Raw genomic sequence first — 14,723 nt, 5'->3', positions numbered from 1 at the left:
GGGGCTACGCCTGGGCCAGGCGGTAGCGCAGCGACGCGAGCTCGGTGCGCAGGGCCGCCGGGACCCGGTCGCCGAACGTGTCGTAGAACTCCTCGGTGAGGTCGGCCTCGGCCTTCCACGCCTCCGGGTCCACCGAGAACAGCTCGTCGAGGTCTTCCGCGGGGATGTCGAGCCCGTCGAGGTTGAGGTCGTCCACGCGCGGCAGCCGTCCGATCGGGCTGTCGACGACGGGGACCTCCCCCGCCACCCGGCGGATGATCCAGTCGACGACACGCGAGTTGTCGCCGAACCCGGGCCAGAGGAAGCGTCCGTCGGCCCCGCGGCGGAACCAGTTCACCTGGAAGATGCGCGGCGCGCGGTCGAAGCGCAGGCCGCGGCCGACCTTGAGCCAGTGGCCGAAGTAGTCGGCCATGTTGTAGCCGCAGAACGGCAGCATCGCGAAGGGGTCGCGGCGCAGCTCTCCGACCGTGCCCTCGGCCGCGGCCGTGCGCTCGGAGGAGATGTTCGAGCCGAGGAAGACGCCATGCGTCCAATCGGTGGCCTCGACCACGAGCGGGACGTTGCTCGCCCGACGACCGCCGAAGAGGATGACGTCGAGCGGCACGGCCTCCTCCCAGTCCTCGGAGATCTGCGGGCACTGCGCCGCCGACACGGTGAAGCGGGAGTTGGGGTGCGCGGCCGGACGACCGGAGTCCGGCGTCCAGTCGTTGCCCTCCCAGTCGACGAGGTGAGCGGGGGCCTCGTCGGTCAGGCCCTCCCACCACACGTCGCCGTCGGGGCGGAGCGCGACGTTCGTGAAGATCGTGTTGCCCCACAGCGTCTCGACGGCGGTGACGTTGGTCGACTCGCCGGTGCCGGGCGCGACGCCGAAGAAGCCGGCCTCGGGATTGATCGCCCACAGCCGGCCGTCCTCGCCGGGACGGATCCAGGCGATGTCGTCACCGAGGGTCTCGACCTTCCAGCCGGGGATCGTCGGACGCAGCATCGCGAGGTTGGTCTTGCCGCACGCCGAAGGGAAGGCCGCAGCCACGTGGTAGGCCTTGCCCTGCGGGTCGATCACACGGATGAGCAGCATGTGCTCGGCGAGCCATCCCTCGTCACGGGCGATGACCGACGCGATGCGCAGCGCGAAGCACTTCTTGGCGAGGATCGCGTTGCCGCCGTAGCCCGAGCCGTAGGAGTAGACCTCGAGCGTCTCCGGGAAGTGGACGATGTACTTGTCGTCGTTGCAGGGCCACTCGACGTCCGGCTCTCCGGCCTCCAGCGGAGCGCCGACGGAGTGCACCGTCTTGACCCACGGCGCACCCTCGGCGATCTGACGGGTCACCTCGTCGCCGACGCGGGTCATGATGCCGATCGAGGCGACGGCGTAGGCGCTGTCGGTGATCTGCACGCCGATGTGCGACAGCGGTCCGCCCACGCGCCCCATCGAGAACGGCACGACGTACATCGTGCGGCCGCGCATCGACCCCTCGAAGATCTCGTCCATCTTCGCGTGCATCTCGGCGGGGTCCGCCCAGTTGTTCGTGGGCCCGGCGTCCTCCTCACGCTCCGAGGCGATGAAGGTGCGCGCCTCCGTGCGGGCGACGTCGCTGGGGTGGGAGCGCGCGAGGTACGAGCCCGGACGCCACTCGGGGTTCAGCTTGATGAGCTTGCCCTCGTCGACGAGACCGCGCAGCAGCCAGTCGTTCTCGGCCCGCGAGCCGTCGACCCAGTGCACGGCGTCCGGCTGGGTGAGGGCACGGATCTCGTCGACCCAGGCGACCAGCTCGGCCATCGCGGGAGTGTCATAGGAGGGCGCAGCGCCGAACGTGCGCGTCGGGGCGACGGGGGACGTGCGGGGGGTGAGGACTTCGGCCATGGCCATGACTGCTCCTTCGAAGTGTGGGGCGTTGCTTCCATCTTCATCGCCCTTATCGAGGACTTTCGGCCAAATCGAGCGATAAGAATCGCTGTTCTTTCGCTACACTCAAACAATGGCGTCCTCCGGCATCCACCTCACGACCCTCGGCCACCGCATCCGGCACCGCCGCCTGGAGAACGGGTTCACCCTCGACGAGCTCGGAGCGCTGGTCGGCGTCGCCGGCTCGCAACTCAGCCTCATCGAGAACGGCAAGCGCGAGCCCAAGCTGTCCCTCCTCCAGGCCATCGCGCAGGCCACCGGCACCGAGGTCACCGACCTCATCTCAGGGGAGCCGCCGAACCGTCGGGCCGCGCTGGAGATCGAGCTCGAACGCGCGCAGGAGAGTCCGGTGTTCCGCCAGCTCGGCGTCTCCCCCGTCCGGGTCACGAAGGGCATGAGCGACGAGACCATCGAGTCGATCCTCGGTCTGCACCGCGAACTCCAGCGGCGCGAGCGCGAGGCCATCGCCACCCCCGAAGAGGCCCGCCGCGCCAACACCGAGCTGCGACTGCGGATGCGCGCGCAGAACAACTACCTGCCCGACATCGAGAAGCTCGCGGAGAAGCAGCTCAAGGCCGCCGGGCACGTGCAGGGCGCCCTCACCCACCGGACCGTGAGCATCATGGCGGAGAAGCTCGGGTTCGAGCTCATCTACGTCAACGACCTCCCGCATTCCACCCGCTCGGTCACCGATCTCGAGAACGGCCGCATCTACCTGCCGCCCGCGTCCATCCCCGGCGGTCACGGCCTCCGGTCGATGGCCCTGCAGGCGATGGCGCACCGCCTCCTCGGCCACACGCCGCCGACCGACTACGCCGACTTCCTGCAGCAGCGCCTGGAGATCAACTACTTCGCCGCCTGCTGTCTCATGCCGGAGACGGCCGCGGTGGCCTTCCTGCAGCAGGCGAAGAAGGATCGCAACCTCGCCGTGGAGGACTTCCGCGACGGATTCGGCGTGACCCACGAAGCCGCGGGCATGCGCATGACGAACCTCCTCACGCAGCACCTCGGGATGTCGCTGCACTTCCTGCGCGTCGACTCGACGGGGGCGATCACCCGGGTCTACGAGAACGACGACCTCCCGCTGCCGATGGACGTGACCGGTGCCGTGGAAGGCCAGCGGGTGTGCCGGAAGTTCCAGGCCCGCTCCGCCTTCACGCAGCAGAACCGCACGGTCGAGCACCACCAGTACACCGATACGCCCTCCGGGACGTTCTGGTGCTCGACTCAGACGGGGTCGTCGACCGAGGGAGAGTTCTCGGTCACGGTGGGCGTGCCGTTCGACGACGCCCGGTGGTGGCGGGGGCGGGAGACGAACGACCGGGCCGTGTCGACCTGCCCCGATGAGGCGTGCTGCCGCCGTCCGTCACCCGAGCTCACGGAGCGCTGGAAGGGTCGCGCGTGGCCGAGCGCCCGCGTCCACACCCATATGTTCTCGCCGCTCCCCCGGGGCATGTTCCCCGGTGTGGACGACAACGAGGTCTACAACTTCCTGGGTCGCCACGCCAGCGAGTAACCTCTGCCGACCCACCCCCTTGCGTGCGCCCCACCCCGTTGCGGACGGTCGCAGGGGGCCGGGAGGAACGAAAAGGGGTGGGTCGACGCGGGGTCAAGCGATGAATGCGGCGAAGCGGGCGAGAGCGGCGGTCACGGCGGCGGAATCCTCAGGCGGGGTGAAGAGAGTCGGAGGGGCGGTGTGCGCGGCGGCGGCGTGGGTCCAGCAGCCGATCACGCGACCGTGCTCCACGAGCGTCGCGCGGACCATGCCGTTCTTCCCCGGCCCGACGGCGGCGAGGTGGTCCGGAGCGCACACGACGGTGCGGTCGGCGTAGGAGATGTAGTACTCGTCGAAGGCCCCGAGGGCGAAGACGGACGCCCTCTTCGCCGCGCGCCGGGGCGGGGTGCGGCCGACGAAGACGCCGTCCTCGATCTCGGACATCCGTGCCGCCGCCCGTTCCGCCGCCTCGCGGGACCGCCCGAGCGGGAGACCGGACCACCACGCGAAGTCCGTCACCCGCGCGGGCCCGTGTCCCTCGATGTAGCGGACGAAGAGCTCCGCCAGCGGATCCTCCGGGCGGGCGTGGTCGCGGATGTGGGCGGCCGCGAGCACGAAGCGCTGCTCCCGGGTGATGCCCTCCCGCGCCACGACCGGCCCCTGCACGACGACACCGGAGACCGTCAGCGCGAACAGCAGGTGGACGCCGCGCTGCCCCGAGGGGTCGATACCGATCTCCTCCAGCACCCCGAAGATCTCGCTCCGGGTGAGGCCGCCGTCACGGAGCCGCGGGGTGAGCGCCCGGACGACCGCGTCGACCATGGCGTCATCGATGCCGAGCTGCCGCTGACGGGAGGCCGCCTGCTGCTGCTGTCGTGCGGCCGTGACCTCGAGCACCCAGCCGAGATCACGCGCGGGGATCGTGTGCAGCGTGCCGCGCATCGTCCAGGCACGGACGAGGTCGCCGCGGTCGAACGCGGCATCGACGTCGCGGAGGTGCACGTCGCCCTTCGTCCGCGCGGCCAGCGCCCACCGTCCGGCCGTGAAGTCCTGACTCTGCACCGCGAGCAGCCGTGCCGCCGCGCCCGTGACGTCCGCCTCCGGCGCGGTGAGTCCCTGGAACCGCAGCCGCTCCTCCCGCCACTGTGAGGTCTTCATGCCCCTCATCATGCCGCGACCCACCCCCATGCGTGCGCCCCGGCCCGTTACGTGCGGACGCAAGGGGCCGGGGCGCGCGGAAAGGGGTGGGTCGACGGGGGGTTAGAGGGTGACCTCGCGGCGGGGAGGGAGGACGACGGGGTGCGAACCAGCCATGGTCTCCAGCACCCGGATCACCTGGCAGGAGTACCCGAACTCGTTGTCGTACCAGACGTAGAGGATGAGCGTGTTCTCGTCGGCGATGGTGGCCAGACCGTCGACGATGCCGGCGCGGTGGGAGCCGACGAAGTCCGTCGAGACCACCTCGGGGCTCTCCACGTAGTCGATCTGCTGGCGGAGCTTCGAGTGCAGCGAGACGCGGCGCAGGTAGTCGTTGACCTGCTCCTTGGTCGCGGGGCGCTCCAGCGTGAGGTGCAGCACGGCGAGCGAGACGTCCGGCGTGGGGACGCGGATCGCGCTGCCCGTGAGCCGCCCCTCGAGCTGCGGCAGGGCCTTGGCCACGGCCTTCGCCGCCCCGGTCTCGGTGATGACCATGTTCAGCACGGCGGAGCGGCCGCGGCGGTCACCCTTGTGGAAGTTGTCGATGAGGTTCTGGTCGTTCGTGAACGAGTGCACCGTCTCGACGTGCCCCTTGACGACACCGTAGGCCTCGTCGATCGCGGCGAGCACCGGGGTGATGGCGTTCGTCGTGCAGGACGCCGCCGACACGATGCGGTCCTCATCGGTGATCGTGTCGTCGTTGATGCCCTGGACGATGTTCTTCAGCGTCCCCTTGCCCGGGGCGGTGAGCAGCACCCGGGCGACGCCCTTCGCGCGGAGGTGCTGCGAGAGCCCCGCCTCGTCGCGCCAGCGGCCGGTGTTGTCGACGACGATCGCGTCGTCGATGCCGTAGGCGGTGTAGTCGACCGCCGCGGGGTCATCGGAGTAGATGACCTGGATGCGCGTGCCGTTGGCGATGATCTGCTCGGCGTCATCGTCCACCGTGACCGAGCCCGCGAAGCGGCCGTGCACGGAGTCGCGCTGCAGCAGCGACGCCCGCTTGACGAGGTCGTTCTCGGAGCCGCGGCGCACGACGATCGCGCGGAGCCGCAGACCGCTGCCTCCGCCGGTGTGCGCGATGAGGATGCGGGCGAGCAGGCGTCCGATCCGCCCGAAGCCGTAGAGCACGACGTCGGTCGGATCAGCGGCGACGGCCCCCACGGCCGGAGCGAGGACGTCGGCGAGGTACTCCTCAAGCGGGCGGCCGCTCGCCGCGTGCCCTTCGACGAGGCGCGCCACGTCGATCGACGACGCGCCGGGAGCGAGGGCGTGGATGCCCTCGAGCACCGCCAGGCTGTCCGCCACATCCAGACGCTCGTGCCCGAGCTGGGCCACCCGCTCGTGCACCTCGACGAGCCCGGTGGCAGAGAGCCCGAGCAGGCGGTGGCCGTGCAGCGAGGTGACCACGTCGCGCTCGCGCTTGAGAGCCCCGACGAGCGGGATCATCCGCTCCGCCAGTTCTTCGCTCGCTGTCCAGCCGTCGCGGTGTGCCGCGGAATCGTTCATCTGCGTCCTTGCATGTGTGAGCGCGCGCCGAGGTCGCCGGCGCGCGCGAGGTTGCCGGGGTGATCGGGGGATGCCTCCAGCGTACAAGCCGCGGAACGGCCCGCCGAATCGCCGTCACGGCCGGGCGCACCGGATGCGCCACAATGAGCGGGTGCCCCGCATCGTCGATCATGATGAGCGCCGCCGGCAGATCGCCGACGCGCTGCTCGCCGTCGCCGCGCGGGACGGCCATGAGAGCGTGTCCTCCCGCGCGGTCGCGAAGGAGCTCGGCATCGCGACCGGCGCCCTCTGGCACTACTTCGACGGTTTCGACGACGTGGTGCGCGCCGCCGCGGCCGAGGTCACCCGCCGCACCGACGAGCGCATCACGGCGGCGACCGACGGCCTCCGCGGTCTCCCCCGGCTCGAGGCCCTCATGCGCGAGGTGCTCCCGGTGGACGAGCGCACCCGCGCCGAGGCCCGCGTCGTCGTCGGGTTCTGGGGCCGTCTGGCCACCCTCGCGCCGACGCCCGACGCCGGGGCGCCGACCCTCGCGACGTGGCAGGACCGCATCCGCGACGCCCTGGAGGAGGCGGTGACCGACGGGGAGCTGCGGCCGGAGACACCCACCGGCGACCTCCTCGCCCTCCTGCGGTCGATCACGTACGGCCAGCAGGTCGTGGAGGTCACCGAGCCCCAGCCGCCCGCGGCGCACCTCGCCGTGCTCGACGGCATCCTCGCCCCCTGGCGCCGCTGAGCCCGACGTCGCCGTCCGGAAACGGTTGTGCCTGCACAGGCCCGGCCGTATCATCGTGCCAACCCGTTTCTTGAGCAGTTGCTCGAAAATAGTGAGGTCAACGATGTCCCCGCACTCCCCGCAGTCCGTCTCCCTCGAGCCCATCGCCGCCCCGCATCCGCTCGACCCGCTCACCGGCGCCGAGATCGCCGCCGCCCGCGCCGTGCTCGACGCGGCCGGCCTGCTGACGGCGACCACCCGCGTGCCGATGCTGCTCCCCGATGAAGCCACGAAGGAGGAGCTCGCGGCCTGGCGCCCCGGCTCCCCCATCGACCGCCGGGTGGACGTGACGCTGCTCGACACGGCCACCGGCGTCGCGACCGAGGTGATCGTCTCGATCACCCGCGGCGAGGTCGTGCGCCAGGAGCGGGTGCCGAACGACGCCCCGCCCTACGGACAGCCGCAGTACCTCTTCGAGGAGTACGAGCGGGCCGAGGCCATCGCCAAGACGTCCCCGGAATGGCAGGCCGCCATGCGCCGCCGGGGCCTGGCGGACCACATGGCCCTCGCCTTCTGCTCCCCCCTGGCCCCGGGGTACACCGGTCGGGCCGACGAGGTGGGCCGCCGCGTGATCCGATCCCTCACGTTCCTCCGCTACGGCGAGCGGGACTCTCCGTGGGCCCACCCCGTCGAGGGGCTGATCGTCCACATCGATCTCACGACGAACAGCGTGATCCGCGTCGAGGACGAGGGCGACGTCGGAGTGCCCGCCGGGCACGGCAACTACTACCCGGAAGTGCAGGGCGCGGCACGGACGACGCTGAAGCCGATCGAGATCACGCAGCCGGAAGGACCGAGCTTCGCCGTGTCCGGATCGCTCGTCGAGTGGGAGGGCTGGTCGATGCGCGTGGGCTTCAACGCCCGGGAGGGCCTCGTGCTGCACGACGTGTCTTTCCAGGGGCGCTCCGTGCTGCACCGGGCGAGCGTGCCGGAGATGGTCGTCCCCTACGGTGACACCGCCCCCGGTCGCTTCTGGATCAGCTACTTCGACGCCGGTGAGTACCTCCTCGGCAAGAACGCCAACCACCTGGAACTCGGGTGCGACTGCCTCGGCGTGATCCGGTATCTCGACGGGTATGTCGCCGACGACCACGGCCACCCGGTGCGTATCCCGAACGTGATCTGCATGCACGAGGAGGACTTCGGCATCCTCTGGAAGCACACCGACCTCTCCGGACGGTCCGACGTGCGGCGGTCGCGGCGCTTCGTCGTCTCGTACTTCTCCACGATCGGCAACTACGACTACGGCTTCTACTGGAACTTCGGTCTGGACGGCTCGATCGAGGTCGTCGCCAAGGCCACCGGCATCGTGTTTGCCGGGGCCGGAGAGCCGGGCGTCCGCCAGAAGCACGCCACCGAACTCGCCCCCGGCGTCTTCGCCCCGGTCCACCAGCACCTGTTCTGCGCCCGACTCGACGTCGCGATCGACGGCCAGGACAACCGCCTCGTGGAGGTGGACGCGCAGCGGGTGCCGATGGGGCCGGACAACCCGTTCGGCAACGCGTTCACCTGGTCGGAGACGGTGCTGGAGACCGAGCACGCCGCGCGGCGCGAGGCCGACTCGTCCGCCGCCCGGGTGTGGGAGGTGCAGAGCGCCTCGCGGACGAACCACGTCGGCCGCCCGACCGCCTATCACCTCGTGCCGGAGCCCACCGCCCTCCTGATGGCCGACCCGGCCTCCTCCGTCGCCGCGCGCGCGGCCTTCGCCACCAAGCACCTCTGGGCGACGCGGTATGAGCACGGCCAGCTCTGGCCCGCGGGACGCTACCCGAACGCGCACCAGGGCGGCGCCGGGCTCCCGGAGTACACCGCCGGCGACCGCCGGATCGACGGCGAGGACATGGTGCTGTGGCACACCTTCGGACTCACGCACTTCCCCCGCCCGGAGGACTGGCCGATCATGCCCGTGGACTACGCGGGTTTCTGGTTCAAGCCCTCCGGCTTCCTCGACCAGAACCCGGCCATGGACGTGCCGGAGTCGTCGCAGGCGCACGGCGGAGCGACCGCGACGGCCTCCTGCTGCGGCGGCGACTCCTGCGGGTGCGCCCACTGAGCGCCCCCGGGGCCGCTCCGCCGCGCGATCAGTAGCGCGCGGAGAAGGCCCCGTCGGCCTGGAGGAGCTGCCCGGAGATCCAGCGCCCCTCCTCCGAGAGGAGGAACGAGACGACGGCGGCGATGTCGCCGGGGGTGCCGAGACGCCCGAGCGGCGTCATGCCGGCGAGGCCGAGGCGGGTCTCGTCATCCATCCACCCGGTGTCGATGGGCCCGGGGTTCAGGACGTTGGCGGAGATGCCGCGCGGGCCGAGCTCGCGCGCGGCGGAGATGACCAGCCGGTCGAGCGCCCCCTTGGACGCCCCGTACGGCAGGTTCCCGGTCACGTGATCGCTCGTGAGGGCCACGATGGCGCCGCCCGACTCGGCCTGCCGGGCGAACGCCGCGATGAGGAGCAGGCTCGCCCGCGCGTTCACGGCGACGTGCCGGTCGAAGCTCTCCGCCGTGGTGTCGAGCACGCCGGACTCGACGTCGTGCGCGTGGCTGAGGACGAGCGCGGAGATCGGGCCGTGCGCGTCCGCGACCTCGGCGATCAGGCGCTCCGGTCCCTCCGCGGTGGCGAGATCGGCGGGGTGATCGGCGTCGTCGAGGTCGCTGGTGACGACGGTCCAGCCGTCGGCACGGAGCCGCGGGACGATGCCGGCGGCGATGCTGTTGGCGCGCGCGGCGCCGGTGACGAGTGCGAGAGGCATGCCCTCACGCTAGCGGCCGAGCCGTCGCGGGTGCGAAAAGGCGCCCCGCCCGCACTCCTCAGGAGCGTTTCGCACCCCGCACCGCGCGGGACCGGCTCAGGCGAGGGCGGCGATCGCGTCCCGGAGGATCCCGTCGGCCGCGGCCAGCGCGGACGCCGCCTCGTCGGCGTTCGCTCCGGTCGCGAGCAGGAGCAGCGCGAGCTTGACCGAGCCGTCGGCCTCGCGCAGCGCCGCGGACGCCTCGTCGACGCCCACGCCGGCGAGCTGCGACACCGTGCGGATCGAGCGGGCGTGCAGCTTCTCGTTCGTGGCCAGCAGGTCGACCATGACCCCGCGATACGTCTTGCCCAGCTTGATCATGGACAGCGTCGTGAGCATGTTCACGACGAGCTTCTGCGCCGTGCCGGACTTCAGTCGCGTCGATCCGGAGACGAACTCCGGCCCGGTGACCACCTCGATCGCGACCTCGGCCTCCGCACCGATCGCCGAGCCCGCGTTCGACGCGATCGCGACCGTGAACGCGCCGATACCCCGCGCGTACCGCAGACCGCCGATGACGTAGGGCGTGCGCCCCGACGCGGAGATGCCCACGACGGTGTCCCGCTCGCTGAGCTCGAGGTCGCGCAGAGCGACGGCGGCCGCCTCGTCGTCGTCCTCGGCGTTCTCCACCGCCGAGCGGATGGCCGTCTCCCCGCCGGCGATGAGCCCGACGACCATCGACGGGTCGGTACCGAAGGTGGGCGGGCACTCGCTCGCGTCGAGCACGCCGATGCGCCCCGCCGTCCCCGCGCCGATGTAGATGAGACGCCCGCCGCGGCGGAACCGCGCGGTGATGCCGTCGACGGCCGCCGCGATCTCCGCGGTCCGCCCCGCGACCGCCTCGGGCACCCGGCGATCCTCGGCGTTCATGCGCTGCACCAGCTCGGTCGTGCTCAGCAGGTCGAGGTCGCCCCGCTCGGTCGTGGAGGCCTCGGTGTCGAGGCCCGCGAGCTCGGCGAGGAGGGTGGTGAGACGGGCGTCATTCGGCACGGTGCACGAACCTTTCGTGGGGGAGATCGAGGCGGCGGGTGAGCAGCAGGGCGCCGTCCATGGCGTCGCCCCGCGCGGGGACGATACGGCGACCGCGCGTCTCTAGCGCCTGGGCGAGGGTGCGACGGAACCCGGGGTGGTCGGTGAGGCCGCCGTGGAGGGCGACGTCGACGGTCGAGTCGGAGGCCGCAGTCGCCGTCGTCGCGAGCAGGCGGACGGCCTCGGCGACGATGGCGGAGGCCGCGGCGTCGCCGGCCTCGGCCGCCGCGAGCACGAGGGGGGCGAGGGTCGCCAGGCGACGGGCGAGCGCGCAGTCGGCGGCGAGCCAGGCCTGCACGTCCGCCGGGGTCCCCACCGGTTCGGCGAGGGCGGTGGTGAGGGCCGTCGGGCCGGCGAGCCCGTCGGCGGCGCGGAGGATCGCGCGCAGCGCCTCACGCCCGAGCCAGGAGCCGCTGCCGAGGTCGCCCAGTTCGGGTCCCCAGCCGTCGACGAGGCGTGCGCCCTCGGCGTCGACGCCCAGGGCCACCGCGCCGGTCCCGGCGATGAGGAGCACGCCGGTGTCGCCCGCGAGTGCGCCGACGTGGGCGGTGACGACGTCGGAGGCGACGGCGACGCGCGCGCCGGTCCGCGATGCGAGCGCGGTCGCGAGGGCCGCCGCCGACTCCGGCGCGAACCAGGCGCCGGCCGCGCCGACCCCGAGGGCGTCGACGCGCTCGACGCCGTCGAGCAGCGGAAGGATCGCCGCGAGCGCGGCGTCCACTCCCCCGGCGGCGGCGAGCCCGGGGGCTCCGACGCCGGAGCGCGAGGCGGCGGCAGGGCCGTGCACCACGAGCCGGCAACGGGACTTGCCGAGATCGACGGTCGCGGTCGTCGCGCTCATCGGGACTCCTCGGATCGGCGGCGGAAGGAAAAGAGACTACACAACACGTAGACTCACTGAAAAGAATTTACCACCCTGTCCCGCCATCTCCGGAGGATCGCGTGAGCATCCAGTCGACGATCGAAGCCGCCGCCTCGACCATGCCCCCGTCACTGGCCCGCGTCGCGGCCGCCGTACGGGAGAACCCGAGCCTCGTGATCGACAAGACCATCAGCGAGCTCGCCGCGGAGTGCCGCACGTCGGTCGCCTCGGTCGTGCGCTTCTGCCGGGCGATCGGCTTCACGGGCTACGCGCCCCTGCGCATGGCCCTGGCCACCGAACTCGGCAAAGAGGCGGCGCAGTTCTCCGCCCGCGGCGCCTACGGCTCGGAGATCTCCGACGAGGACACCCTCCCGGAGGCGGTGTCCAAACTCGCCGCACTGGAGCTCCTCGCGATCGAGGAAACCGTCGGGCAGCTCGACTTCGCGGTGCTGTCGGCCGCGGTCGAGGCGATGGACCGCGCCGACCGGATCCTCCTCTACGGCATCGGGGCGAGCCAGTTCGTCGCCGAGGACCTCGCGCACAAGCTGCTCCGCGTCGGGCGCAACGCGCATGCGCTGGCCGACCCCCACGAGGCGATCGCCGCCGCCGTGCTGCCGGTGGGCCGGACCGTCGCGATCGGCTTCTCGCACGCCGGGTCGACGATCGAGACCGTCCGGTTCCTCGAGGCGGCGAGCGCCACCGGGGCGACGACCGTCGCCGTCACGTCCGCGAAGGACTCCCCACTCGCGCAGGTCGCCGACCACGCCCTGTTCACCGAGGTCCGCGAATCGACGTTCCGCGCGGGCGCGATGGTGAGCCGCATCGCGCAGCTCGCTCTCGTGGACTGCCTGTTCATCGGGGTCGCCAAGCAGCGGTACGCCGAGACGGTCGACGCGCTGCACCGCACCCGCGACGCCACGCGCCTGCTCGGCGACTGACGTCGGACGACGCGCGCGGGCGCGCGGCGGCCCGATCAGGCGGCCTCGACGCTCGACGCGGCGAGGCCGTCGGTGTGCGTGGCCGGGCTGCCCATCGCCCCCGCCGTCCGCAGGAACACGATGATCCAGCTGAAGATCAGCACGGCGGCGATCAGCTCGACCGCGGTGAGGTTGTAGTAGCCGACGGCGAAGAACGCACCGAGCAGGACGATGACGAGCACGTACGTCCACCCGAAGCCGACGAACACCCGCGGCACGCCGCGCACGAACCAGGGCAGCCCGACGACCACCACCGCGAACGCGACGGCCATGCCCGTCGCGACGGTGTTGTGCAGGGCGAAGAACTCGTCCACCGGGAAGATCCCCACGCAGGCGAGGAAGATCCCCATCAGGATGAGCCCGCCGCGCACGATCGTCCGGCCCCGCCGATCCGCCGGCTCGTCGACCGGCAGCCCCGCCGTGGCGTATCGCGCGATCGTCGTCACCATGATCCCCGCGATCACGAGGGTCGCGTTGAAGGCCACCGATGCGCTGTTGCTGCTCATACCCAGCGCCGACAGGTTGTCCTGCCACCAGTGCACGTCGCTCGACGCCAGCATGGCCGCGAACGCCCCGATCACGAGGAACACCGCCAGCACGAGCGAGAGCACCATCGGGGTCAGCGCCACGGCGCTGAGGAACGCGACATAGCCGGTGAGCGCGAACGCCACCGCGACGAGGATCGCACCGGGGAGAGGGAACACGGGCGCGTCCACGAAGCTCCGCTCCAGCAGCTCGGCGATCCCCAGCCACCCGAGATACGCGATCGCGGCATGCGCGAAGGCGATGGCGGCGAGGTCGTACCAGCGGAGCCGGTCGCCCGGCACCGCGAAGCCGTCGCGGGCGACCGCGGGATCCGGCGCCGGCTCCCGCACCGCGAGCCGCCCCAGGGCGAACGCGAGGGCAGCCGTGACCGCACCGCCGTACGCGGCGAACATGCCGATCGACCCGGTCCCGCTGATGGCGAGCTCGCGCCCCCAGAAGATCGGCAGGGCGATGCCGAACCCGACGACGAGGAAGGCGGCGCCGACGATCAGCGCCGTCGCCTCGAACACCGCGTCCGAGGTGGCGGGGCCCCGCAGCTGCCCGAGCACGCGGAGGACCCTCTGCGTCAGCGTCGCCTTCGGTGCGGACTCCACGGCCACAGTGTAGAAGCCTCCCGGCCGGCGCGTCACCGGTGGTAGCATCGCGGAACGGATCGTATACAACGTCGTCGTTCCCACCAGCCCGAGGTGATCAGTCATGAACGGTGCCCCTCCCGCCCCTGCTGACGCGGTGTCCACCCTCGTCGCGCGCGACATCAGCGAGTTCCGCGCCGCCGTGTCCGCATCCTTCGTCCCCCTGCAGGTCTCCACCGGTGCCGACCGGTTCCGCGGCGTGATCCGCGGTGCGGCGGTCGACGAGGTGCACGTCACCGACGTCCGCGCGACCTCGCACGTCGTCGAGCGCACCACCGGACTCATCGCCCGCGGCGACCGCTCGTACTTCAAGGTGAGCCTGATGCTCTCCGGAACCGGCCTGCTCATCCAGGACGACCGTGAGGCGGTGCTGCAACCGGGCGACCTGGCGGTCTACGACACCAGCCGCCCGTACTCCCTCGTCTTCGATCGGGACTTCCGGACCATGGTCGTCATGTTCCCGAAGCACCTCCTCACCCTCCCGGCGGACTTGATGGGGCAGCTCACCGCGGTCCGCATCTCCGGACGGGAGGGACTGGGCGGCATGGTGGTGCCGTACCTGACACAGCTGGCGGGCCACCTCGACGAACTGGCCGGGACGACCGGAGCGCGGCTCGCGCACAGCGCCCTCGACCTCGTGACCACCGTGTTCACGCGGGAGCTCGGTCTCGACCGGGCCTCCGCCGACCCCCACCGCGCGCTCCTGCAGCGCATCCGCGCGCACATCGACCGCAACCTCGGCGCCACCGATCTCGGCCCCGCCTCCATCGCCGCCGCGCACTTCATCTCCACCCGGCACCTGCACGGTCTGTTCCAGGAGCAGGGGGTGACCGTGTCGACGTGGATCCGCACGCGCCGCCTGGAGCAGTGCCGCCGCGATCTGCTCGATCCGATGCTCGCCGACCGTCCCGTCGCCGCGATCGCCGCCCGCTGGGGCTTCGTCGACGCCGCGCACTTCAGCCGCGCGTTCAAGAACGCCTTCGGGGTCTCCCCCCGCACCTATCGCGCCACCCACTGA

At 71.8% G+C, this 14,723-nt stretch carries 12 protein-coding genes; 5 read left to right on the top strand and 7 right to left on the bottom strand.

Translation table 11 applies throughout. From position 1 onward, the window contains the following. Positions 1-4: 4 nt before the first annotated feature. Positions 5-1,867: a phosphoenolpyruvate carboxykinase (GTP) gene (locus tag KAF39_RS08965; protein ID WP_210676943.1), complete on the bottom strand. Its 1,863-nt coding sequence runs from the start codon at positions 1,865-1,867 to the stop codon at positions 5-7. Positions 1,868-1,976: 109 nt separating this feature from the next. Between KAF39_RS08965 and KAF39_RS08960 the strand changes: the two genes are divergently transcribed. Beyond that, positions 1,977-3,419, top strand: a complete 1,443-nt coding sequence (locus KAF39_RS08960; RefSeq protein WP_210676942.1) for an XRE family transcriptional regulator — start codon at positions 1,977-1,979, stop codon at positions 3,417-3,419. A 93-nt stretch (positions 3,420-3,512) separates the two neighbouring features. On the opposite strand, the gene KAF39_RS08955 is transcribed toward KAF39_RS08960, so the two are convergent. Both KAF39_RS08955 and KAF39_RS08950 read right to left on the bottom strand, forming a co-directional pair. Then, positions 3,513-4,556: a winged helix DNA-binding domain-containing protein gene (locus KAF39_RS08955; protein ID WP_210676941.1), complete on the bottom strand. Its 1,044-nt coding sequence runs from the start codon at positions 4,554-4,556 to the stop codon at positions 3,513-3,515. A gap of 102 nt (positions 4,557-4,658) precedes the next feature. After that, on the bottom strand, positions 4,659-6,101 hold the full coding sequence (locus tag KAF39_RS08950; RefSeq protein ID WP_210676940.1) for a glyceraldehyde-3-phosphate dehydrogenase: 1,443 nt from the start codon (positions 6,099-6,101) through the stop codon (positions 4,659-4,661). 151 nt (positions 6,102-6,252) lie between these two features. Here KAF39_RS08950 and KAF39_RS08945 point away from each other — a divergent pair, with 151 nt between their 5' ends. Together KAF39_RS08945 and KAF39_RS08940 are read left to right on the top strand one after the other, a co-directional pair. Then, positions 6,253-6,837: a TetR/AcrR family transcriptional regulator gene (locus KAF39_RS08945; RefSeq protein ID WP_210676939.1), complete on the top strand. Its 585-nt coding sequence runs from the start codon at positions 6,253-6,255 to the stop codon at positions 6,835-6,837. A gap of 103 nt (positions 6,838-6,940) precedes the next feature. Next, the gene (locus KAF39_RS08940) at positions 6,941-8,929 is read left to right on the top strand and encodes a primary-amine oxidase (protein WP_210676938.1); all 1,989 of its coding nucleotides are present in this window, start codon (positions 6,941-6,943) and stop codon (positions 8,927-8,929) included. Positions 8,930-8,957: 28 nt separating this feature from the next. Here KAF39_RS08940 and KAF39_RS08935 read toward each other — a convergent pair whose 3' ends face one another. The 3 genes from KAF39_RS08935 to KAF39_RS08925 form a co-directional block, all read right to left on the bottom strand. After that, entirely contained in the window at positions 8,958-9,620 is a 663-nt protein-coding gene (locus tag KAF39_RS08935; protein WP_210676937.1) for an SDR family oxidoreductase, read from the bottom strand. Positions 9,621-9,716: 96 nt separating this feature from the next. After that, positions 9,717-10,649 (bottom strand): N-acetylmuramic acid 6-phosphate etherase, encoded by a 933-nt coding sequence (gene murQ, locus KAF39_RS08930; protein ID WP_210676936.1) that lies wholly within the window; start codon positions 10,647-10,649, stop codon positions 9,717-9,719. Further along, positions 10,639-11,529, bottom strand: a complete 891-nt coding sequence (locus KAF39_RS08925; protein WP_210676935.1) for a BadF/BadG/BcrA/BcrD ATPase family protein — start codon at positions 11,527-11,529, stop codon at positions 10,639-10,641. Before KAF39_RS08925 ends, murQ begins: the two co-directional genes overlap by 11 nt. A gap of 101 nt (positions 11,530-11,630) precedes the next feature. Between KAF39_RS08925 and KAF39_RS08920 the strand changes: the two genes are divergently transcribed. After that, complete coding sequence (locus tag KAF39_RS08920) at positions 11,631-12,488, top strand: MurR/RpiR family transcriptional regulator (RefSeq protein ID WP_210676934.1); 858 nt, start codon at positions 11,631-11,633, stop codon at positions 12,486-12,488. Between the two features lie 35 nt (positions 12,489-12,523). Here the strand turns inward: KAF39_RS08920 and KAF39_RS08915 are convergent, their stop codons facing one another. Then, positions 12,524-13,666, bottom strand: a complete 1,143-nt coding sequence (locus KAF39_RS08915) for a DUF998 domain-containing protein (RefSeq protein ID WP_307805156.1) — start codon at positions 13,664-13,666, stop codon at positions 12,524-12,526. A 103-nt stretch (positions 13,667-13,769) separates the two neighbouring features. Between KAF39_RS08915 and KAF39_RS08910 the strand changes: the two genes are divergently transcribed. Then, a complete protein-coding gene (locus KAF39_RS08910; RefSeq protein ID WP_210676933.1) occupies positions 13,770-14,723 on the top strand; it encodes a helix-turn-helix domain-containing protein in 954 nt (317 codons plus the stop codon).

The organism is Microbacterium sp. BLY, assembly GCF_017939615.1.
GTDB lineage: Bacteria > Actinomycetota > Actinomycetes > Actinomycetales > Microbacteriaceae > Microbacterium.
This window is presented reverse-complemented; position numbering and strand designations above follow the sequence as displayed.

Coding starts and splice junctions, on each gene's coding strand:
- KAF39_RS08935 (WP_210676937.1), bottom strand. CDS start 9,620: ATGCCTCTCGCACTCGTCACCGGCGCCGCGCGCGCCAACAGCATCGCC.
- KAF39_RS08965 (WP_210676943.1), bottom strand. CDS start 1,867: ATGGCCATGGCCGAAGTCCTCACCCCCCGCACGTCCCCCGTCGCCCCG.
- KAF39_RS08940 (WP_210676938.1), top strand. CDS start 6,941: ATGTCCCCGCACTCCCCGCAGTCCGTCTCCCTCGAGCCCATCGCCGCC.
- KAF39_RS08955 (WP_210676941.1), bottom strand. CDS start 4,556: ATGAAGACCTCACAGTGGCGGGAGGAGCGGCTGCGGTTCCAGGGACTC.
- KAF39_RS08925 (WP_210676935.1), bottom strand. CDS start 11,529: ATGAGCGCGACGACCGCGACCGTCGATCTCGGCAAGTCCCGTTGCCGG.
- KAF39_RS08950 (WP_210676940.1), bottom strand. CDS start 6,101: ATGAACGATTCCGCGGCACACCGCGACGGCTGGACAGCGAGCGAAGAA.
- KAF39_RS08910 (WP_210676933.1), top strand. CDS start 13,770: ATGAACGGTGCCCCTCCCGCCCCTGCTGACGCGGTGTCCACCCTCGTC.
- KAF39_RS08960 (WP_210676942.1), top strand. CDS start 1,977: ATGGCGTCCTCCGGCATCCACCTCACGACCCTCGGCCACCGCATCCGG.